This is a genomic window from Polyangiaceae bacterium, from assembly GCA_015075635.1.
GTDB lineage: Bacteria > Myxococcota_A > Polyangia > Polyangiales > Polyangiaceae > JADJKB01.
The window spans coordinates 1,456,634-1,478,154 of sequence record JABTUA010000001.1 but is presented as its reverse complement, the minus strand read 5'-3'; the positions used below and the strand labels follow the sequence as shown (position 1 = coordinate 1,478,154).

The window sequence follows — 21,521 nt, the reverse complement described above, 5'->3', positions numbered from 1 at the left end:
AAAATTCCGACGCAATTACAGTGTGATTGTACTTCGGCCCAAGAGCATACGTCAATGGCTTCGCGGGAGCCGTCCGCGTCTTCCGGAGTTGGGCGCAATTGAGCACCACGAAGGAGAGAGACAGCCCCCCTTCGTCGAAGTTCCATTGTCGCTCGAACCCGAGAAGAAAATGCCAGCGGCCCGCGCGACCGGGAGGTCCCGGTCGGCGAGCCGCCATCCCCGTACGGGATCACTCACTTTTTGGCGCCGCCCCCAGCAGCAGGCGGCGGAGCCGCTCCCCCGCCCTCGGGAGCAGCCGGCGGCGGAGCGGGCGGCGGCGGAGCGTTCTTGGCCGCCTCGCCCTCCTTGATGAACTTCACCGTGTCCTCGATGTCCTGGGTGCGCTCTTTGGCGCGCTTCACGGCGTCCGCGAACTCCGGCGCGCTGCCGGCCTTGTCGATGAACTGCTTGTAGGTCGCAGCCGCCTTCTCGAACATCGGGATGGTTTCCTTCTCGGACCCGGACTTGGTCCGGTACTCCTGAGTCAGAATCGCCTCGTTGTAGTAGGTCTCGGCGCGGCTACCGTCGATCTTCTTGGCTTCGTCCAGCGACGCTTGGGCCTTCTGGACCGCCGAGTTGTCTCCGAGCTTGATCTGGCCTCGGATGGCCAGGGCCAAGCCCAGGTGTGCCTCGTACTCCTTGGGCTTGAGCTTGATGGCGTCGCGGTAGGCCTTCTCGGCCTCCTCGAAGCCCCGGAAGCCCAGATTCACCGCGGCGTAGTTCATGTGCGCCTCGAAGAACTTGGGATCGAGCCGGCGCGCTGTGGCGAAGCTCTTCACCGCGCCGTTGAAGTTCCTGAGCTCGACCTGGATCAAGCCAGCGGTGTTGTGGAGCGGCGCGTAGTTCGGGTTCTTGCGCACGCCCTGGGAGGCCACGAGAGCTGCCAGGTCGAGCTGCTGCGAGTTGACGTCCTTGGCCTTGGTGCTCGCGGCGACCAGGCCGCGGCGCTTACGCCCGCCCTTCGCCGATTCGGCGTCCGCTTTCGCCTTCGCCTGCTCCAGGTAGAAGATGGCCAGCTGGTTGAACGCGGCCATGTAGGAGTCGTCGATGGCCAGTGCGCGCTGCAGGTTCTTCTTGGCGCGCTCCATGTCGTTCTTGCCGTCCTGGTCCGGCGTTTCCGCGTTGCGCTCGAGCTGGAGGGCCGCGAGGCTGACCAGACCCTCGACGTTCTGGAACTTCGCGTCGCGGATGATCTGGTCGAGCGTCGAGATCGTGCCCTCCAGGTTCTTCGACTTCTCGAAGTCGTAGAGCGCGAGCTGGGCCTTGGCGCGGTGGAAGCCGGCGTCGGCGCTGGCCGCCGCCTGGAACTGGGCCCGCGCCTCGGCGTCCTTGTCGCAGCGCTGGTAGGCGAGCCCGGCGTTGTAGAGCGCCTCCGGCAGCGGCTTGTTGGTCGCTGCCTGCTGGGCCTTGCTGGCGGCGATGAACTGCTCGGCCACCGCCGCGCAGCTCGACTCCGCCCAGTCGCCCTTCTTGTCGCGCTCGGCGAAGGCGTCGAGCGCCCGGTCGAAGCCGGCGGCGGCTTCCTTGGACACGGCGACGTTGCCGAGACCCTTCTTGCCGCTGTCCTTGTCCGGGCTCAGGGCGCCTTTGCCGCTTCCGCCCCCGCCGCCACAACCGACCGCGCCCAGCATCAGAGCCGCTACGGCAAAACAAGCGACGCGCATCTTGAGGTTCTCCATGGCGCTCATCACTTCTTCCCGCCCTTCTTGTCGTCCTTCTTCTCGTCCGTGGCGGCCTTCTTGGGAGCCGGGGGCTCGGGCGGGGGAGCCACGGTGACCATGGGCTCGCCGCCGATGCGCAGCGGGAACGCCTGCTCGTTGAGCACGCTGTTCACGCGCGTCGGCGCGCCGCGGAACTCGTCGATCAGGTGGTATTCGGTCTTGTAGGTCTTCGCGAGCCACTTCTCGCACTCGCGGCTGTACTCGTCGAAGTACTGGTGCTTCACCGAGTACCCGAGGCAGGTCTCGAAGGCGCCACGCGCGGTCTTCTTCTGCGGCTCCGAGGCGTCGTCGAGGGCGCCGTAGTACGCGGTGCGCAGCTCGAAGTCCTTCTTGATCGAGTCGGGGATGGGAGCCGCGCGGAACTCGTCCACGAAGGTACCCCACATGTTCCCGACCTGGGAGCCGGCGGCGATGACCCAGCGCGGCGGCGGCACGGGCTGAAGATCGACGATCTTCTTGTATTCCTTGGTCGCCTCGTCGATGAGCGGCTTCTTCTTGCCGATCCAGTCCTTGACCTTGACGTTGATGTGCTTGAGCACCTCGTCCTTGGTCGCGGGGCCCTGGAAGGCCGGGAACTTCACCGCGTCCACCTTCGCCTTCTTCTGCTCGGCGAAGTAGAAGTGGGACTCGCCCACGGCCTCGAGCGCACGACCGAGGCGACGCTGCTTGTCGCCCTCGCCCTTCTCGATCTCGGCCACGGCTTTGGACGGGTCCGCCCAGAGCTTGACCACCGCGCCATACTCGTTGGCAGCGTTCTTCTTCGATTCCTTGAGGGCACGTCCCATCAGCGCATGGGCTTGGACTCGCACGTCGAGGGTCGCCTTGGCATCGATCTGGCGCATGGCGCCGCCCAGGCGCTTGGCCACGTTGCCCCAGTCCTTCTTCTCGCCGTAGTGCGCGGCGATGGCGAAGGCGATCTGGGCGACCTGGTCGGGCTTGCGAGCGCCGAAGTAGCGGTTGAACTTGTCGGCGTCCTCGATGGCCTTGTCGTCCTGGCCGAGGCCCAGGCGCAGCACCACCGCGTCGCTCAGGGCCTTGTCGGCCTCCTCGCCGCACTTCCTGAGCTTGCCGCAGGTCTGCTCGACGTAGCGCTCGAAGAAGTCCGCGGCGCGGTCGTATACGGCGATGGCCTGGTAGTTGCCGCCGATCTCGTACGTGGCCTTCTGCGCCAGGTCGCTCTTCTCGAGCCCGTACTTGGGATCGAGCAAGATCAGGCGGGCCTGGATCGACTTCGCGAGCAGGCGACCGGCCTGGTAGGCGCGGGCCATGTTGTAGACGATTTCCGAGGCCTTCTCGCACTGCTTGGGTTTCTCGCCCTTGGAGAGCGGACCCTCGCAGTAGCCGCGCCACATCTCCAGGTACATGTCTGCACCCTTCTTGTAGTTGTCGACGGCTTCCTTGGTGTTGTTCTTGTCCAGCTGCGAGTCCGCGAGCTCGACGGTCTTCTGCGCGCGCAGGCGCTGGATGTCGAACTGGATGCGGGTCAGGAGCTCGCAGTTGTCCTTGTTGTCGTCGTACTTCTTGCCCTCGCAGTAGAGCTTCAGGAACTGCGGCACGTCCTTGCCCATGTCGTCGAAGCAAGTCGGGCGCGGGGGCTCCGCACGGCTGCCGAGCACGTTCAACGTCTCGAGGTAGAGGTTCGCGGCGTAGATGCCCGAGTCGTGGCTGGAGTGGTTCAGCGCGACGTCGCGGAACGCGAGCGACGCCTCCTCCCAGTGCTGGGCCTCGTAGTAGGTACGGGCGCGGGCGAACTTGACCTCGACGTACTGGTCTTCCGCCGTCTTGTCGCCCTTGGCCGGCGTGATGTAGCAGACGTAGCGGTTGAAGGCGGTGATCATGCCCTTCTGCAGATCGGTGAAGGGCTTGGGCTTGAACTTGTCCCACTCGCCTTTCTTCGCCTCGCGGTCCTTCGCGTCCGCTCCGGACGGGCCGAGGCCCTTGCCCTTGCGGTCGGACTGACCCTTGTACATGGCGTCGTACATCTTCTGGTAGCAGAGCACCGAGGCGTAGGCGGCTTCCGCTGCGCTCTCGCCCTTCGGGTCCTCGGCCACCACGGAGTCGAACGCCGGGCCACACTCCTCCCAGCGCTGCTGGAAGTAGAGCAAGTCGGCCATCGCGTACTTGATCTTGTACAGCGTCGGCCAGTCGCTCTTCACGATGCGCGGGAACTCGAACTTGCTGAACTCGTCGCGCTGGAAGTTCTCGGCGACCTTCTTGTAGAGGTACGCGGCGAGATCCATCGTCTTCTTGTCGCCCGTGCCGCGGACGCCGCCGGAGCCGACGGCCTCGAGGTGCCAGGCCATGGCGCTCTCGGAGAGCAGCTCCGCGGTGCGGTTCGCGCACTCGAGCTTCTTGTCCGCCGGGTAGCTCTCCTTGGCGAAGGAGTTCCGCATGGCGAGCTGCGTGTCCAGCTCCTTCTTGATCCCGTCCTTGTCGGACGACTTCATGGCCTGCGTCGCGACCGTGATCTGGGTCTGGTAGTGGCAGCTCTTCGGTCCCCTGTCGCGGCTCATCAGGTCGCGGTAGAGCGCGATGCCCTCCTTGTAGTGACCGGTGTCGATGTAGGCCAAGCCCAGCTCGTTGAGCATGTCGATGGTCTTGGTCTGCTCGCCACCCTTGTCGCCGGACAGGGGCTTGAAGAAGTTGAATGCGCGCTCGGGCTGTCCGCTCGCGGCGTACACCGGGATCATGTCGCGGCGGGCGCTCTTGGCGAGCTGAGCGGCGTTCGGCAGGGACGAGTACTGGTCGCCGTACTCGATGACCTTTTTGAACTCGTTCATCGCGTCGGCGTACTCGCCCTTGTTCCAGTGAACGTAGCCGAGCTTGTAGCGAGCGAAGCCGTACACCTTGTTGTCCGGCGCCGGGTACTTGATCACTTCCTTGTAGGCCGCCGCGGCCAGGTCCCACTTGCCCGGGTCACCCTGCGCCTCTTGGAAGAAGAGCTCGCCGAACGCCAGGTACGCGTTGGGGATGTAGGGCGACTTCGGCGCCTTCTCGATCAGCTCGAAGTAGACCTTGCGCGCGTTGGTCAGGTCGCCGGCCTGCTCGTGCTCGTAGGCGAGGTAGTAGAGCACCTCGTCGAGCTTCGAGTAGTTCGGGTAGGCCGTCTTCATCAAGGTGTAGTACTTGATGGCGCTCTTGCGCGCGGCCTCCACGATCTTCTTGGCCGCCGCCGCGTCGCTGCGGGCCTTGCTCGCCTCGGCCGGCTTCTTCTTCTTCAGATCCTGGCTCTTGACGTCGGCAGCCGTCTTGTCGCGGAGCGCGGCGCTCTCGAGCTCGACGTAGCCTTCCGCCAGGCGCCGGATCAACTGCGGGCGATCCGCCGACTTCTTCGGCGTGTTCTTGTAGAGCCGCTCGAGACCCTGGATCTCGGTGATGAGCAGCGCGCGAGAGCGCGCCTGGAGGCGGTTCTTGCGGCTGTCGCGCTGACCGGCGGCCATGGCCTCGGTCGGGTTCGTCGGCTTGGCGTTGCTCGCGTCTTTGCGCTCGCGAGGCGGAGGTGCGCTCTTGAACGCCGCGGGCCGCTTGCCACCGACCTGGAACTTGCTCGGCCCACCAGGGCACTCGCTCAGGTTCTTCTTGGCTTCGGCCCCGACGCAGGAGCTCGACAGGTCGTCAGCCGCGCCGGCGGACGCCGGGGCGAGGACGATCGCACCCAGCAGGGCCGCCAATACGGACAACGCTTTGAGGGACTTCATCTTCGTTACCTCCCACATGCCGACTCGACCACCTGACGGTAGAAGCCGAGCTCGTCGCGCCAATACTCACCGTCGAAGGGCCAGAGCACGTGCTCCTCGTCCGGTTTGACGACGCCATAAATCTTCGATTCAGCCTTGCTGACCTGGCCCTTGCTGATCTTCTCGTCGAGCAAATTGCGCTGGGCCGCCGTGATGTCGATCAGGATCTTCTCACCGTTGCGCAGGTGCTCGTTCAGCTCGTCCACGTTGCGCTGGTAGCGCAGGAGCGCGAGCTCGCCGGCCTGCCGCACGGCCAGATCGCGGGCGATCTTCAGCGAGTCCTCGACCTGCTTGCCCACTGCGGAGCCGCGGAACGCCGGCGGTGACTTCCGGTAGCGGTCCATCTCGTCGTCCAAGATGCGGACGTACTCGATGTTGCGGAGCAGCTGGCGATCCGACAGGGCGTTCTCGACGATCGGCTTGATCTTCGGGTCGAGGTTGGCCTTGCCCTCCCGCACTTCCTTCAGGAACTTGAAGAACGGCTCTTCCTGGTTCTCGCCCTTGAAGCGCTTCAGCACCTTCTCCAGCTCGTCGCGGATGGGCACGAACTTCTTGTTGAAGCGCGCGACGACGATGGTGGCGCCTTCGTAGTTGCAATTCGCGAAGTAGATGACCGCCTTGAGCACCTCCGCCTCCGGATAGAAGGAGTTCGGGAAGTACGGCGACTGGATGGTGTGGATGTTGCCGAGCGCGTGCGGGTAGTCGCCGGCCATGAAGTAGGCCCAGGACTGCTCGAACAGCGCGTCGAGCCAGTACTCGCTGGCGGGCTCGATCTGGTTCCAGTACTTCACGGCGGCGCTGAGCTTCTTCTCGTCGACCAGCGGAGTGTTGCTCTCCGGGTCGAGCTTGATCGAGGCGGAGTAGTACGTGCGGGCCATCGACAGGTAGGCGAGGTCGCGCAGGCGATCCTCGTCCTCCACGCCCTCGGCGCCCTCGTCGATGATTTTCTCGATGCGCTGGAACGACTGCACCGCGGGGACGGACTTGCGGAGTTGCACGTAGCTGATGCCGGTGAAGAACTGGCTCTTCACGTAGTACTCGCTCTTGCGGTCCACCTTCTGGAACAGACGGATGGCCTCCTCGTACTGGCGGTTGCGGTACTTGTACCGGCCGAGCATGTAGTTGAGCTGCCAGAACAGATCGCGCTGCTGCTCGTTGTCGAAGCGCGCGACCTGATCGTCGCTGTACTTGCCGACGCGCTCGATGATGTCCGCCGGCTCCGGCAGCTGGGTCGCGAGCTTCGCGAGCCAGAGCAGCGTCTCCTTGAATTTCAGGTGATTCTTGTTGTCGGCGATCTGGCTGAAGAGCGCGTAGCTGGCCTGGTAGAACTTGAGCCGGTAGAGCGCGATGGCCAGGTAGTACTGCGCGAGCTGCTTGTTGCCCGGGTCGTCGCTGGTCTCGCCGTTGACGACGCGAAACAGCGCCTGCGCGGCCTCGTTCCAGCGCTCGCGGTCGAAGAGCTTCTTGGCAGCCGCGGCCTCCTCGGTCATCTGACCGGCGACCACGGGGCCCTGCTCTTTGCCCTCTTGTCCTTCGTCGAGGTCGATGTCGACCCCGCCCTTGCCGTCGCCCTTCTTGGCGTCACCCTTGGCGTCGCCTTTGGCGTCACCCTTCTTCGGATCCGCTTTCGGATCGACCTTCGCGTCGCCCTTGGCCGCGGGCTTCGCAGCAGGCTTCGCTGCGGGCTTGCCGGCAGGCTTCTTCGGAGCCTTCGCGGCCTCCTCGTCGAGATCGATCACTTCTTGCGCGACCGCATCGCTGCTCGTGCTGACGATGCCCAGTGCGGCGGTGGCCACGATGCAGGTGGCGACAAGGCGCTTTCGGAACATGGATCCTCGTTTTAGTTGGGGACTTCGGGCGCTCGGATAGCTCACGCGCCGGCGGCTCTGCTCGGAGCCCCCAGAAGCTGGCATCGAAAAGTTCAATGAGAACCGATAGATACCACGCGCGGCCGGGCTGATGTTAGGTGGCCCCGCGCGGCGTTGTCAAGCGTCACCACAAGGGATTTCGGTCCCGTGCCCCGGGGCACGAGCCGGTGGGCGGCTCATCGCCGGGGTGACGCCGCCGCCGACCGGCGCTCGGTCCGACCGAGAGGCCACGAAAACCCTTGGGTCCCTTTCGCGTTGACGGATCTCTCCGCGCTCGACTAGCTTTTCGCGAACGCACGTCCCGGTGCGGTGGGTCGACTAAGTAGCAATGTGCTCGGGGGCTTTCTCCGAGCGCGACTAGGTGGCGAGCAACAATGACACGTTCGATTCCGGCTAGTTGGCTGATCCTGGCGGCTGCAATGGGCCTCGGCGCGCTCGCGTGCGAGCCCGGCGGCGTCGGCGACCCCTGCATCCCCGAGGACGAATACCAGACGACCTTCGGCGGCTACGACCCCAGCGAGGTCAACGTCGAGAGCCGCTCCTTCCAGTGCGAGACGCGCGTCTGCCTCGTCAACCACTTCCAGGGTCGCGTGAGCTGCCCGTACGGCCAGACCGAGGCGGACGTTCCCGCCAACCCGGCCTGCCCGCAGTGCACTGGCAACCTGGCGGGCACCGATCCCAAGCGCTGCCGCATCCCGGGCACGAGCGGGCAGCTGGCGGAGGACGTCATCAACGTGCCGGTGCCGGCTCAGCTCGTGCGCCGCACCGCGGCGGCGTCGCCGGAGCACGGCGGCGAAGGCGTGCAGGACTCGGTCTACTGCTCGTGTCGCTGCAAGAACGCCGACGGGAGCAAGGACGACGGCGCCCGCTACTGCGACTGCCCGAGCGGCTTCTCGTGCGAGAAGTTGATCGACGATCTGGGCCTGGGCTCCTCGCAGCTCGCCGGCTACTACTGCATCAAGTCCGGCTCCAACAGCAACTTGACCGGTGGTGGCTCGGAGTGCAACGCCGCGCTCAACAACTGTGGCAACGACGGGAAGAACCCGTAGCGCTGCGGAACCAGATCGGCATGCGCTCGGCAGCGCCGCCGAGCGGGCGGTTGTCGACTATCTGAGGGCGCGCGGCTTCGACGTCGTCGCCACGAACCTGCGCCTCGGGCGGCTCGAGCTCGACGTGGTCGCGCGCGACGGGCGAGTGGTCGTGGTGGTCGAGGTGCGCACGCGGGGGCCGGGCGCGTGGACCAGCGGGCTCGGCAGCATCGACTCGAAGAAGCGCCTGCGCGTGCGCCGCGCCGGCGAGCGCCTGTGGCGCGATCGCTACAAGCACGACGCCAGCGTCGATCGCATGCGCTTCGACGTGGCGAGCGTCACCTTCGAGGCGGGCGTGCCCAGGGTGGAGTACGTGGTCGCGGCGTTCTGAGCAGCTGGCGGCTCGAGCCTCGGCTCAGTCCAGCGTCCCCTGCATCTCCGAGCGAAGCTTCTTCAGCGGCTCGAGATCCGCCGCTTCGGCCTTGCCCTCGAGCTGCTTCATCGCCGCGTCGAGCAGCGCGATCTCGTCTTCCTGACGCTTGCGCCAGTTGACGACCATGTCGTTGAAGGCCTCGAAGAAGTCCACCAGCTCGTCGCCTTTGCGCAGCTTGCCGGGGATCTTGAGCTTGCCCTCACCGACCTCGCGGATCTGTCGCTTCATCTTGTAGATGGGGCCGGCGACCTTGTGGGTGACCAGGATGCCCGCGACGCCGATGCCGAACACCAGGAGCAGGAGCACGGCAGTGAGCGACGTCATCATCGTCCTCTGCTGGCTCGCGATGTCGGCGGATTGTTGCTTCAGGCTCGCGGCCTGAGACTCCAGCTGCTCCTGCTGCTTCTTCAGCCGGTCGTCCTGCGCCTGCGCGTCGGTCTTGAAGGCCTCGAGCAGCTCGGGGTTGTCCTGGTAGGCCTCGTCCTTGACGATGTTCATCTGGACGACCGCGCTCACCTTGCGGCTCTCCTCCACGACCTGTTTGCCGAAGGTGACGACCTGCTCGCCCTTGTTGACGGTGGAGTAGCTCTGGGCGAGCACCGCGTTGCTGGTGCGCCAGAGAATGAAGCCCAGCGATGCGCTCAGCACGACCGCGATGGCAACCAGGTAGCCGGTGTACTTCAGCTGAAATTGCGTATCGAGCAGGTAGTTGCGAAGCCGGCGCTGGTGACGCCCTCCCGCTGGTGCCCGTGCGGTTGCCGCTTCTGCCATGGTGGTTCTTCCCTCAATCCGTTCGACGACCGCGCGAGGCGCCCGAAGGCGCCATCGTACGGCGCCCGCCGTTCGACGAGCAAGATTGGGCCTTTTGCCCCGATTCTACTTCCCCCGCACCCACGCTCACTGGATGCGCTCCATGTTCTGGGAGAACTTCTGGATGGCGCGCTCGGCGGCCATCTTGATCAGGTCGTCCTCGCTGTCGGTGTCCCGACCCGAGACCCCGTCCTGCGTGAGCTTCACGGGGATGTTCCCCTTCAGCGCCTTGCCGGGATAGGTGAAGATGGCCACGTCGATCTTGATCTGGAGCGAGCCGCCCGAGTACTTCGGCTCGAGCACCTTGGGGGAGAGCATGAACGCCTTGAGGCCCTTCCACTTGGCCAGGCGCTTGGTCGCGACCGCCGGGGTCTCGTCCGCGGGGGCGATCACGAAGCCGTCCTCGCTGCCCGCGGCCTTGACCATCATGGAGCGCACCAGCTTCGGGACCTCGTCGCCGCTGCGCCCCGTCTTGTCGCTCGGCTTGGAGATGAAGAGGTAGACCTTCGTCTTGGCGGTGATGGCCGGCTCGCTGGCGCCCTTGAGGCCCGCGAGCGCCTTCTTGATCGCCGCCTTGACGCCCGCGTTGCTCTCGTCCTCCAGGCGCTTCTCCAGGCAGTCTTCCCCGCCCTTCTTCAGCTTGCCGAGGCCCGCCGCCGCCGCGGTGCGCACGGTGGTGTTCTCGTCCTCGAGCCCGCCGCACAGCGGCTCGACGGCGCGCTTGGACTTGGAGGCGCCGAGCGACAGCGCGGCCTGAGTGCGCACGCGGAAGTCGTCACCGTTCTTGAGCTTGTCGGCCGCCTTGTCGATGGCGTCTTCGGCCCACGCCGGCGCGGCCACCGCGAGCACGGCCCACGCCAGGAGCGACACGACGATGCGGCGACCCGCCCGGGACATTCGCCGGCAGCCTAACACGACCCGAGTCTCGCCCGCGGTCAGCATCGCTCGCGCATTTCGCTCTACCTACTCAGACGGATCGCGCCACCCGCTCCTTCAATCGGGGCTATGCTCGGGCCTCCGGCTCCCACATCCGACTTCATGCGCGTACCCGCTTCTTTTTCTGGCTTCTTGCTCGCCCTTTCATGCTGGGTCTGGGCGTCGGCGGCGCTGGCGGTGAAGGTGCAGGTTCGCGGCTCGACTCAGCTCGAGGCCCGCGCGCTGATCCGCGATGGCCGCCTGGAGCTGCGAGGCGCCATCAAGGACGACGCCGGTCGCGCCATCGGCCAGGCCCGCTTGCGGATCAATGCCAGCCGGGAACGCGGCGGCCCGAGCCTACGCCTCGGCCGGCCGACGGGCTGTGCCAGCACCACACAAGGTCAGCTGCACGCCGCGTTCGACGAGCTCTTGGTGGACACGGACGGGGCAGGCTCGTTCTGCGTCGCCTTCTTCGACGTCGATCGGCGAGCCGCGCTGAAGGTCGGCTTCGAAGGCGACCGCTATCACGAGAGGAGCGCCATCGAGCTCGACGTGGACTCCTCTCGGCGCAGCTTGGTGCTCTCGTTCTCACCGGCACCGGCGCTCTTGGCGCTCGAGCGCGAGACCCACGCGGTGTGGATCGACGCCCGCGTGGAGCCGGCCGAGGAGCCCGTGAGCGAGGCGCTGCAGCTCAAGCTCGTGCTCGAGGAGCGCGACGGGACGCGTCGGGAGCTCGGCCGGGCGGCGATCAGCTCCGGAGAGCGGGCGGAGCTCATCGTCAAGAGCCGAGACCTCGGCGCGCCCGGCCCCGCGACTCTGGTCGCCGAGTTCGCGGGCTCCGACACGGTCCAGCCTGCCCGGCGCACCGCCCCGGTTCAGCGCAACGTGCGGGTCTCGCTCTCGGTCGCCGGCGCCATCCAACCCGCTGACCCGAGCTCCGGCCTCGAGCTCGACGTGGCCGTCGGCTCTGCAGTGGGAGCGGTGCCCGGGGGCAGCGTCGAAGTGGTAGTCGGTAAGGACAGCGTCGGGACCGCGCCGGTCCAGGGTGGCACGTCGCATCTCGTCGCCGTGTTTCCCCTGCCCGCCTCCGGCTCGGTCCCAGTCGTCCTGCGCTACCTGCCAGAGGCGCCCTGGTGGCTGCCGGGCGAACCGCTCGCTCTGAGCGTTCCGGTCTCGCCGCCGAGCCCTTGGCGCCGCCTGCCCTGGGTGGTCGCCGCGCTCGGCATCGGAGCCTGGGTCGTCCGGACCTGGTGGCGGCCCCCGCGCACCGAGAAGCCCGAACGCGACCGGGTCAGCTTGCCCCCCGGGCGCCCCTCCCTGGACGTGATCGAGATCTTGCCGGAGAAGTCCGGTTGGCGCGGGCGCGTGGTGGACGCGCACGAGGGGAGCGCCATCGAGGGCGCGACCCTGACCATCATCTTACCAGCCTTCGCGACGGACGGCGTCGCGGCCCGCAGCGTCTCGGACGAGGCGGGTCGGTTCGAGCTCGCGCCGGTCCAGCGGGTGGAGGGCGCTCGGCTCGAGGTCTCGGCGCCCTGGCACTCGACCCTGGTGCGCGACCTTCCCCCGGACGGCCACCTCCAGGTGAGCCTCGTGTCACGGCGCCGAGCGCTGCTCGGGCGGCTGGTCGAGTGGGCCACCAGAATGGGCAAGCCGTGGACGGCGCCGGGGGACCCCACACCGCGTCACGTGGCCTCGGTGGCCCGGGAGCGCCGAGCCGAGGACGTCGCGGCTTGGGCGAACGAGGTCGAGCGCGCGGCGTTCGGCGCGGAGGCTCCGGATGCGGAGGTGGAGGAGCGGGTTCGGGAGCAGGAGCCAGCCTGGCGGAGCGCTGATGATCCCGGACGTTGACGGGCCAAACGCCCCCTCCCTATAGTCCGCCGCCCACCTGCCTCGGAGGCCCGCGCCACAGATGGAAATCGTCTACGTCCTCGTCGGGATCGTGGCGCTCGTCGCCGTCTACTTCCTGTTCCTGCGCAAGCCGGAGCCCGAGAAGCTCGAAGCGCCGCCCAAGCGCGAGCTGCCGGAGAAGAAGGAAGAGGCGGCGAAGAAGCGCGAGGAGCCCAAGCCCAGACCCGCCGCCGAGAAGGCCGCGGCCAAAGCCGAGCCCGCGAAGGAGCCGGAAGCCGGCGAGCGTGCGGAGCCGAAGATCCAGGAGGCGGAGATCCCCGTCGAAGCGGAGGCGCCGGCGGAGCCCTCGCGTCCGTCGCTCACGCACGCGCGGGACGTGGCAGGGCTGCGCAAGGGGCTGGCGAAGTCGCGCAGCGAAGAAGGCTTCTTCGGCAAGCTCAAGGCGCTGATCAGCGGGAAGAAAGAGATCAGCCCGGCGATCGCCGAAGAGATCGAGGAGATCTTGCTCGCCTCCGACGTGGGCGTCCCGACGACGCAGGCGATGCTCGCGCGCATCAAGGAGACGCTGAGCAAGGCCGATCTGCTGGACTCCGCCCGAGTCTGGGATGCCGTGCGCGACGAGGCGAAGCGCATCCTCGACGTGGACGGCAAGGCCGGCGCGTTTCCGTTGCGCGGCAGCCCGACCGTGGTGCTCATGGTCGGCGTGAACGGCGCGGGCAAGACGACGACCATCGGCAAGCTCGCGACGAAGCTACGAGCCGACGGCAAGCAGGTCGTGCTCGCTGCAGCCGACACCTTCCGCGCAGCCGCCGTGCAGCAGCTCGTGGTGTGGGGGGAGCGCGTCGGCTGCGAGGTCGTGCGCGGCAAAGACGGCGCCGACCCGGGCAGCGTCGTGTTCGATGCCATCAAGAAGGCGCAGGAGTCCGGCGCGGACGTCGTGCTCGCGGACACCGCGGGCCGGCTGCACACCAAGACCAACCTGATGGCCGAGATGAAGAAGATCGCGAAGACCGCCGACAAGGCGCTCTCCGGGGCACCCCACGAGGTGCTCCTGGTGGTGGACGCGACCAACGGCCAGAACGCGCTGGCCCAGGCCAAGGAGTTCAAGGAGCAGCTCGAGCTTACCGGGATCGTGCTGACCAAGCTGGACGGGACCGCCAAGGGCGGGGTGATTCTGGGCATCTGCGACACTTTCGGGGTGCCCGTCCGGTTCGTGGGGCTCGGCGAGCGTCCGGACGACCTGAGGGACTTTTCTCCCGACGAATTCGTGGAGGCGTTGCTCGGCCAGGACAGCGAAGCGAGCGCGGCTTGAGCCGCTCGCGACTTTCTCTTTAGTTTTCGGGGTTGATCGCAAAAAAGCGCGCGTGATATAGTCGCGCGGCACTCGGGCGTGGCGGATTTCGCTAATTATTTTGGGTAGTTGCAGAGCTCGTTGTAGCGGTAGTCTCCGCAGCGGTTGTCGTTCACGGAAAGCGGAAGAGGCATCGATGAAGAAAACGCGCGTCGGGCTCCTCGTTGCGGCTGCGCTCTGCGCAATGCCCGCAGGTGCCTGGGCTCAGGGCAAAAAGCCCGCTGCTGGCGACAAGCCGGCACCGGCCGAAGCCGGCAAAGAAGCCGGCAAAGAGGCCGCGGGCGAAGGCACCGAGGTCGCAGGCGAGGGTGGTGAGGCCGGAGAGGCCGCTGAGGGCGGCGAAGAGCCGGGCGGCGAAGAGCCGGAGAGCGACCTGGGGGACATCTGCAAGATCGACCCCGCCGCCTGCCCAAAGATCGACATGAACAAGGAGGCTGCGAAGCCTCTCAAAGAGCAGATCTACGCCGTGCAGCAGATCTTCGCGCTGCGCGTGCGTCGCTTCGAGGTGAACCCCTACTGGTCATTCAGCTTGAACGACCAGTTCGTGAGCCACCCCGGGCCCGGCCTGGCGCTCAACTACTACATCACCAACGTGCTCGCGGTGGGCGCGAACTTCAACTACTACCAGCCGTTCAACGTCGACAGCGAGTTCAACTCGCAGGTGCGTCGCTCGGCGCGCGTGGGTGTGCCGCTCACGGAGTACAACTGGGGCGCGGCGCTGAACTTCACCTACGTGCCGGCCTACGGCAAGTTCGCCGGCTTCGGCGACTTCATCTTCCACTACGACGCCTACGTGGTCGGCGGTGTGGGCGCGATCAGCACGCGGCCCATCCCGGTCATCGACCCCGACAACCGCAACTTCGAGTGGGAGAACCGCATCGCGTTCAACGCCGGGCTCGGGCTCCGCATCTTCTTCAATCGCTGGTTCGCGGCGACGATGGAGGTCCGCGACTACATCTTCAACGACAAGCTCGAGAACACCGAGATCCCCCTCACCCAAGCGGCCCAGCAGGATGACGCCAACTGGTACGGCGAGTCCAAGCTGACCAACGCCGTCCAAGCTCAGGTGGGCGTGTCGATCTTCATTCCGTTCTCCTTCGACTACAGGTTGCCGAAGTGATGCGCGCGGAAGGAACGATGGGAAGCACCATGAAGACGACGGCAACCCTACGCAAGCTCTTCACCGGCCTCGCCGCGCTCGTGGCGATGGGCTTGGTCACGGAGCGGGCGGAAGCCCAGGAGATCCTGCTCACCGGTCCGCTCGCCGGCGCGCCCGCCGTGCGCAAGCTGCGCCTGTACCGCGAGAAGCGCATCGAGGTCGCCCCGGCGGTCTCGTTCACCCTGCTCGACGAGTACCAGCGCGAGATCTTGTTCGGCGCGCGCCTGAACTACAACCTGACCGACTGGCTCGCCATCGGCGCGTTCGGCGCCTACGGCGCCATCAAGATGCCGACCGGGCTGAGCGACAAGATCCAGGACGTCAACGAGGCGCGGCGTGCGACCCAGCCGCCGGACTCCACCGATCGCCGCCTGACAGCGGTGAACCTGGGCCCGGACTTCAAGGAGCAGCTCGGCGGCATGGATTGGGTGCTGGCGCCGCAGATCACGGGCGTGCCCTTCCGCGGCAAGCTGGCGCTGTTCCAGAACATCTACGTGGACACGGACCTGTACTTCTTCGCCGGTCCCGCCTTCATCGGCGTGAGCGAGCGCAAGGACTGCGCGAACGACTGTGCTCTGCAGTTCGACAAGGCGAGCCGCGTCGCGGTCGCGCCTACCTTCGGCCTCGGCTTCACCTTCTACGCGAACAAGTGGAACGCCCTCGGCTTCGAGTGGCGCGCCCTGCCCTTCTCGTGGAACACGGGTGGCTTCGACACCAAGGGTGGCGGCAAAGACCAGGAGTTCCCCGACAACAAGATCGACGACAAGGACCGTCAGTTCCGCTTCAACCAGTTCCTGACGGTGTCCTGGAACTTCTACTTCCCGCAGCAGTATCGCGTCAGCGAGTAGCGGGAACCGCGGGGGGCGCTTCGAGGAGCGCGGAGGCTTCGGCCCCGCGCTCTTCGTGTTTTCTGGGTCCACGATGTCGAGCAGCGCTCTGAGGACGCAGCCCTGGAGCGCACGAAGGACTCGGGCTTCCTTCGTTGCGTCACTGCGCCGCGTCTCCGCCCCGCCAGGCGGACACCCTCGCGTCGTTGCGCCGACCTTCCGCCCCGCCAGGCGGACCCCCTTCGCGTCGCTGCGCCGAGCTCTGCCCCCGCCGGGCGGACGCCGGCTCTCAGTCTTTTCGGATCTTGTCACCGGCTCGGGAGAATCCGGGCGGCAGCGACCTCTCGCAGACCTCGCGCAGCTCCTCCGGCACGCTCCAGTCTCGATCCGCGAGCCCCTGCGCGATGCGGTTCTTCACCCGCAACGACTCCTCTTCCTCGAGGGCCGCGACCAAGGCCGGCACGCTCTCCTCCATGCCCACGGCGAAGATGGTGGTCACCGCCGAGAAGCGCACCGGCTCGCTGGCGTCGGTCATGAACGGCTCGACGGCGATTCGCACCTCGTCGCTCTTGAACTCCTCGAGCATGCGAATCAGCTGGATCTTGGGCTCCGGGTTCCTGACGTATTCGGTGTCGAACAGGTCGAGCACGGCGAGCAGCTCGTCGCAGAAGCTGTCCGAGGGCACGATGTCCTTCAGCGTCTTCAGCGGCCAGGTCAAGCTCTCGGCCTTCCGGCAGTAGTCTCGGATGGGATCGAGCGCTGCCTCGCCAGCGGCGACGATGCCCCGGGCTGCGGACTCCTTCTCTTCCTGATCCGTGATGGAAGGCTCCATCGTGAAGTCGAAGCGGCGGAGCAGCGCCCGGGCGCTGTCGGCCGTGGCCATGCGCGACAGCTCCTCGATGGCCTCCTGGCGGTCGTAGTTCTGCGCCAGCTTCTGGGACGCCAGCTTGCCGAGCCGGGCGATCTCCTTGTCGCTCTTGGTCGGCGCTGCGCCGCCCTTGTTGTCGCCCTTTCCTTTGCTCAAGAAATCGAACAAGCCCATCAGAGTCACCTCGCCGGGCGTGGCGCCGCGGCGGCAGGCTTATAGCCTGGAACGCGGGGACGTGCGAGCGCGAGCGCAGGCGCGCGAGCTCGCGAGCTCGCGGCTCAGGGGCTCGGCGGGCCGGGCGGCGCTCCGCCGCCTTCGAAGGTCGCGGGGTTCTCGGCGGGAACGCTCGGGCGACCTTCGTCATCGGTCGTGTCCTCGGGCACTCCCATCAACGCGTTCAAGAGCGAGTTGATGCGGAAGACCAGGCCCCCGAGGTCGGGATGCTCGATCTGGAAGCGCAGATCCGTCTTGCCGTTGATGATGGCGAGGATGCCCTCCTCGAGCTCGGAGACCGGGCGCTCGTAGTAGTTGCCGAGCAACGCGCCGCCGACGCCGACCAGGAGCAGGCCCAAGGCGCTCACGCCGAACACCGGCCAGAGCAGGCCCGAGAGACTGCCGACCAACGAGGCCGGAACCGCGGCGGTGAGCACCGCGCGCTTGTCGTCGCCGTAACCGACCAGAGGCGTGGAGCCGTAGAGGTAGCCACCCACCGCCGTATCCGTCACCGTGAGGGCCACCGTGTCGAGCGCCTTCTGCGCCGAGTCCTTCGCGTTGCCGGAACGGACGGCGTCGATCAGGCCCGAGCCGCCGCCGCTGCTGGCCACCAGCTCGAGCTGTCCGCCTGGGACGCTGAGCGCGAGGAACTGACCGCTGGTGAGCTCGCTGGTACGCGAGAGGCGGTCGTCGTTGAGGGGCGTCCCCAGGACCAGCGCGCCGATGACCGCACCGTCGTCGCCGCGGATGGGGGCGTAGGACGCCAGGACCTGCTCCTGGCGCTCGCGGTTGAGCCAGACGTCGCTGGCGGTGTTACCGCTGGTCAGGGCCGCCACCAGCGAAGGGTAGGCCTCGCCCAGCTTGTCGCCGCGCATCAGGTTCGAACCGTTGCGGCCGATGGCCACCGCCTGCTTGTCCACGAAGACGACCACGGACGGCGCCATCTTGGCGAAGGTCGCGTCGGCGACCGCCTCGTCGCGGATCTTGTTGGCCGCGGCCGTGGCCGCCTGCTGGCGCGCCTCCGGCGTCCCGGCGGCGTACACGCCTTTGACGCTCTCGGTAGCGGTCCGCGAGTCGAGCCAGCGCTCGATCCGGGCGCCGTCGAGCGCGAGCTGGGCGGCGGCAGCCCGCAGGGCCTGAGAGACCTCGGTCTTGCGCTTGGCTGGGTTGGCGACCACGTCGCCGAGCGACGCAGCCAGGAGCACGTAGCTCAGGATCCCGACGATAGCGACGATTCCCGCGTTGACGACGATGATCTTCCACCGCATGGTGTGTCCCTTCGACGGTCCGAGGCCGAGCTTCGAGCTCGGACCCCAGCCCCTCACGCACAGCGCCGCGCGAGGCTATCATTCTCGTCGTCGCAGGTGAAAGCCATGAACGCGCTGGCCCTCGTGGACGACCCGCTGTTCGCCGAGCACGAGGCGCCGGCAGGCCACCCGGAGCGCTCCGAGCGCCTCGACGCCGCTCGGGCCGGCTTGGCCCGCGCCCACCTGGCGCTCGGCACCGAGACCCTGCGCCCACGGGATGCCTGCGACGAGGAGCTGGGCCGGGTGCACGGGCCGGGCTACCTCGCCCGCCTCGGCCAGGCGGCCGGCAAGGCTGGCTACCTGGACGCGGACACCTTCTTCAGCCCGGCCTCGGTGGCTGCCGCCCGGCGGGCGGCAGGCGGTGCGGTGGCTCTGGTCGACGCGCTCGCGGAGGGCCGGGCCCGCTACGGCCTCGGGCTGGTTCGGCCACCCGGGCACCACGCCCGGCCCAACGCTGCAATGGGCTTCTGCCTGCTGAACAACGTCGCCGTCGCGGCGGCGCACGCCCGGTCCCGCGGGATCGAGCGGGTGCTGATTCTGGACTGGGACGTTCACCACGGCAACGGCACGCAAGAGATCTTCTACGACGATCCGAGCGTGGTCTACGTGTCCCTGCACCAGTACCCGTTCTACCCGGGCACCGGCGCCGTGAGCGAAGTGGGGCGCGGGGACGGAGTCGGATTCACGGTCAACGTGCCGCTGTCCCAGGGAGCCGACGACGACGTCTACGTCGCGGCCTTCGACCGGGTGATCTCGCCGATCGTCGAGCAGTACGACCCCGGGCTGGTGCTGATCAGCGCGGGCTTCGACGCTCACCGCCGCGATCCGCTCGCTGGGATGGCGCTGAGCGAAGAGGGCTACGCCCGGATGTTGGGCCGCGTCGCCCGAGCCCTGCCCCACGGTGACGTCGGGCGCTTGTGCCTGGTGCTCGAGGGCGGCTACGACCTCCGAGCGTTGTCGGACTCGCTGGCCGCGACCCTCGCGGCGCTCGAGGACGCGCCCGCGGACGCCGGCCCGCCAAAGGCCCCGTCGCCTCGACACGCCCGCGAGCTCGAGGCCGTCGTGGCCCAGCAGAGGCAGTTCTGGCGGCTCTAGCCTGCCCCAATCGAAACTCCGCCTTGCCGACCCCCGGCGGCGTGGACTACACCTCCCGGCGCGCTCGGCCTTCGCGGGCGCTGTCCACCCGGACACGGTGGGTGTAGCTCAGTGGTAGAGCACTGGATTGTGGCTCCAGGTGTCGCGGGTTCAATTCCCGTCACTCACCCGAGGATTCTCGGTTTCTCATTTCTCGTCGCGCCACTGGACGCGTCTGGCGACTCTTCCGCTCCGCCGCCAGACCGCGCTGGCCTCGCCAGTAGTCTCGGGCGTCTGGGCCTCCGTGGCTGATCGAGATCTGATCTGGCCAAGACCCCCGATGTGATCCCGGGGGCCGCTCGCGCGGCCTCGCCGCTTCGCGGCGGCTGACCGGGGCGTTCTTCCCGTCCCCGTCCCCGTCCCCGTTTCCTCGGGCTCCCGTGCAAGTGGGCGACCCCGGATCAAGCGCAGCCAGCTGTGAGGATCTGCTGGCTGTGATATGCGCCCGCCATGGCCGTCGTCTCCCGCTCCCTCGATACCCTCGCCATCCACGCCGGGCAGGAGCCCGACCCATCCCACGCTGCGGTGATGCAGCCCATCGTGCTCTCGAGCACCTTCGCGCAGGCAGAGCCCGGCAAGCCCAAACGCTTCGAGTACTCGCGCAGCGGCAACCCCACGCGCGAGGCGCTCGAGGCCTGCATCGCGGCTCTGGAAGGCGGGCGGCACGGCTTCGCCTTCGGCAGCGGCAGCGCCGCGACGCTCACCCTGCTTCACACGTTGCGCCCGGGGGATCACGTGATCTCCGGGGACGACGTCTACGGAGGGACGTTCCGGCTGTTCGACAAGGTGCTCGCGCCGATGGGTGTCGAGACCACCTTCCTCGACATGCGCCACCTCGATCGGCTCGAGGCCGCCATCAGCGACAAGACCCGACTGGTCTGGATGGAGACTCCCACCAACCCACTGCTGAAGCTGTTCGACATCCGCAAGATCGCCGGCATCGCCAAGGGCCGCGGACTGCCCCTGGTGGTGGACAACACGTTCGCGTCGCCGATGTTGCAGCGACCGCTCGAGCTCGGCGCCACGGTCGTGATGCACTCCACGACCAAGTACATCAACGGGCACTCCGACGTCGTCGGCGGCGCATTGGTCACGAGCGACGAGCCCCTGGCCGAGCGCATCCGCTTCCTGCAGAACGCCATCGGCGCCGTGCCGAGCCCCATGGACTGCTACCTGGTGCTGCGCGGGCTCAAGACCCTGCCGGTGCGCATGCGCCAGCACGTGAAGAGCGCCTCGGAGCTGGCGCGGCGCCTCACCGAGGCGAAGGGCGTCCGAGTCGTCCACTACCCGGGCCTGCCCACTCACCCCGACCACGCGCTCTGCCAGGCGCAGATGGCCGGGGGCGGCGGGATGATCAGCCTGGAGCTCGACGGAGGCGTCGATGAGTCGCGCCGTTTCCTGAGCGCGCTCCGCATCTTCACTCTCGCCGAGAGCCTGGGCGGCGTGGAGTCCCTGGCGGAGCACCCCGCGATCATGACCCACGCCTCCATCCCTGCCGAAGTGCGGCGCAGCGTGGGCATTTCGGACAGCCTGGTGCGGCTATCGGTGGGCCTCGAGGACGTGGAGGACCTGTGGAATGACCTGCAAATGGGCCTCGCGGCCATGCGCTAGGGGCGCCTGCCGTTTGCTCGCAGCGCCCGCTTCTTGCTAAACATGGGACGGGGTCAGACCCGGAAGGACGAACATGATGCTTCGAGGCTGGAGTGCGGGCGCGGCGGTGGGCTCAATATTGGCGGTGCTGGGCTGTAGCGACCCGGCCGCTCCCCCCGCCACGGGTAGCGCGACCGTCCAGCTTTCGGCGGTGTCACCGCCGGTCGCGGGCAAGTCCTGTGCGGCCCAAGGCGACCCGATCTTCCTCGGCCTGAACGGGGTAGGCCCGTCAGGGACCGCCAAGGGCAGGCCTTACACGGACGACGAGGACGGCGCCAACGTGTCGTGCTCCGTGGGCAGCGGCTCCGAGATCAAATTCAGCGGCCTGATCGAGAACTCCGGCGGCGTGTTCTTCCAGGTCACCGGCTCGGTGGTCAAAGGCGGCACCGGCAAGGCCTCGGTGAGCGTCTACGACCCGGACTCCACCGACGTCCTCACCAGCCCCAACGACCAGCTTTGCGACGTGCGCGTGGACACCCCGCCGCTCGTCGTCGGCGAAGAGAGCATCTGGGCGTCTTACTCCTGCCCGGCGCTCACCTCGAAGGACAACCAGTCGATCTTGTGCGACGTCGATCTGAGCTGGTTCTACTTCGATCACTGCAAGTGATCG

At 67.4% G+C, this 21,521-nt stretch carries 15 protein-coding genes, 1 tRNA gene and 1 pseudogene; 10 read left to right on the top strand and 7 right to left on the bottom strand.

Features of this window, described 5'->3' with window-relative positions:
• Positions 1-233 precede the first annotated feature (233 nt).
• The 3 genes and pseudogenes from HS104_06675 to HS104_06665 form a co-directional block, all read right to left on the bottom strand.
• On the bottom strand, positions 234-1,727 hold the full coding sequence (locus HS104_06675; protein MBE7479656.1) for a hypothetical protein: 1,494 nt from the start codon (positions 1,725-1,727) through the stop codon (positions 234-236).
• Positions 1,727-5,458: a tetratricopeptide repeat protein gene (locus tag HS104_06670; protein ID MBE7479655.1), complete on the bottom strand. Its 3,732-nt coding sequence runs from the start codon at positions 5,456-5,458 to the stop codon at positions 1,727-1,729. Before HS104_06670 ends, HS104_06675 begins: the two co-directional genes overlap by 1 nt.
• A 1,688-nt stretch (positions 5,459-7,146) precedes the next feature.
• Positions 7,147-7,215 (bottom strand): annotated as a pseudogene (locus tag HS104_06665) (histone).
• Positions 7,216-7,739: 524 nt separating this feature from the next.
• On the opposite strand from HS104_06665, the gene HS104_06660 reads away from it, so the two are divergent.
• On the top strand, positions 7,740-8,414 hold the full coding sequence (locus tag HS104_06660; protein MBE7479654.1) for a hypothetical protein: 675 nt from the start codon (positions 7,740-7,742) through the stop codon (positions 8,412-8,414).
• Complete coding sequence (locus HS104_06655; protein ID MBE7479653.1) at positions 8,389-8,784, top strand: YraN family protein; 396 nt, start codon at positions 8,389-8,391, stop codon at positions 8,782-8,784. Before HS104_06660 ends, HS104_06655 begins: the two co-directional genes overlap by 26 nt.
• Before the next feature lie 24 nt (positions 8,785-8,808).
• Here HS104_06655 and HS104_06650 read toward each other — a convergent pair whose 3' ends face one another.
• On the bottom strand, positions 8,809-9,597 hold the full coding sequence (locus tag HS104_06650) for a HAMP domain-containing protein (GenBank protein ID MBE7479652.1): 789 nt from the start codon (positions 9,595-9,597) through the stop codon (positions 8,809-8,811).
• A 126-nt stretch (positions 9,598-9,723) separates the two neighbouring features.
• Entirely contained in the window at positions 9,724-10,533 is an 810-nt protein-coding gene (locus tag HS104_06645) for a HEAT repeat domain-containing protein (protein ID MBE7479651.1), read from the bottom strand.
• Between the two features lie 141 nt (positions 10,534-10,674).
• Between HS104_06645 and HS104_06640 the strand changes: the two genes are divergently transcribed.
• The 4 genes from HS104_06640 (at position 10,675) to HS104_06625 (ending at position 15,760) form a co-directional block, all read left to right on the top strand.
• Positions 10,675-12,402, top strand: a complete 1,728-nt coding sequence (locus HS104_06640) for a carboxypeptidase regulatory-like domain-containing protein (GenBank protein MBE7479650.1) — start codon at positions 10,675-10,677, stop codon at positions 12,400-12,402.
• Positions 12,403-12,463: 61 nt separating this feature from the next.
• A complete protein-coding gene (gene ftsY, locus HS104_06635; protein ID MBE7479649.1) occupies positions 12,464-13,714 on the top strand; it encodes a signal recognition particle-docking protein FtsY in 1,251 nt (416 codons plus the stop codon).
• A gap of 175 nt (positions 13,715-13,889) precedes the next feature.
• Positions 13,890-14,873 (top strand): outer membrane beta-barrel domain-containing protein, encoded by a 984-nt coding sequence (locus HS104_06630; protein ID MBE7479648.1) that lies wholly within the window; start codon positions 13,890-13,892, stop codon positions 14,871-14,873.
• Between the two features lie 86 nt (positions 14,874-14,959).
• Positions 14,960-15,760 (top strand): hypothetical protein, encoded by an 801-nt coding sequence (locus HS104_06625; GenBank protein ID MBE7479647.1) that lies wholly within the window; start codon positions 14,960-14,962, stop codon positions 15,758-15,760.
• A 268-nt stretch (positions 15,761-16,028) separates the two neighbouring features.
• Here the strand turns inward: HS104_06625 and HS104_06620 are convergent, their stop codons facing one another.
• On the bottom strand, positions 16,029-16,781 hold the full coding sequence (locus HS104_06620; GenBank protein MBE7479646.1) for a HEAT repeat domain-containing protein: 753 nt from the start codon (positions 16,779-16,781) through the stop codon (positions 16,029-16,031).
• A 104-nt stretch (positions 16,782-16,885) separates the two neighbouring features.
• A complete protein-coding gene (locus tag HS104_06615; protein ID MBE7479645.1) occupies positions 16,886-18,088 on the bottom strand; it encodes a hypothetical protein in 1,203 nt (400 codons plus the stop codon).
• 105 nt (positions 18,089-18,193) lie between these two features.
• Between HS104_06615 and HS104_06610 the strand changes: the two genes are divergently transcribed.
• The 4 genes from HS104_06610 to HS104_06595 all read left to right on the top strand — a co-directional run bounded on the left by HS104_06610 (position 18,194) and on the right by HS104_06595 (position 21,518).
• The gene (locus tag HS104_06610; protein ID MBE7479644.1) at positions 18,194-19,222 is read left to right on the top strand and encodes a histone deacetylase; all 1,029 of its coding nucleotides are present in this window, start codon (positions 18,194-18,196) and stop codon (positions 19,220-19,222) included.
• A gap of 97 nt (positions 19,223-19,319) precedes the next feature.
• Positions 19,320-19,391: transfer RNA gene (locus HS104_06605), tRNA-His, on the top strand.
• Positions 19,392-19,711: 320 nt separating this feature from the next.
• Positions 19,712-20,872 (top strand): PLP-dependent transferase, encoded by a 1,161-nt coding sequence (locus tag HS104_06600; protein ID MBE7479643.1) that lies wholly within the window; start codon positions 19,712-19,714, stop codon positions 20,870-20,872.
• A gap of 73 nt (positions 20,873-20,945) precedes the next feature.
• Complete coding sequence (locus HS104_06595) at positions 20,946-21,518, top strand: hypothetical protein (GenBank protein ID MBE7479642.1); 573 nt, start codon at positions 20,946-20,948, stop codon at positions 21,516-21,518.
• Positions 21,519-21,521: the final 3 nt, after the last annotated feature.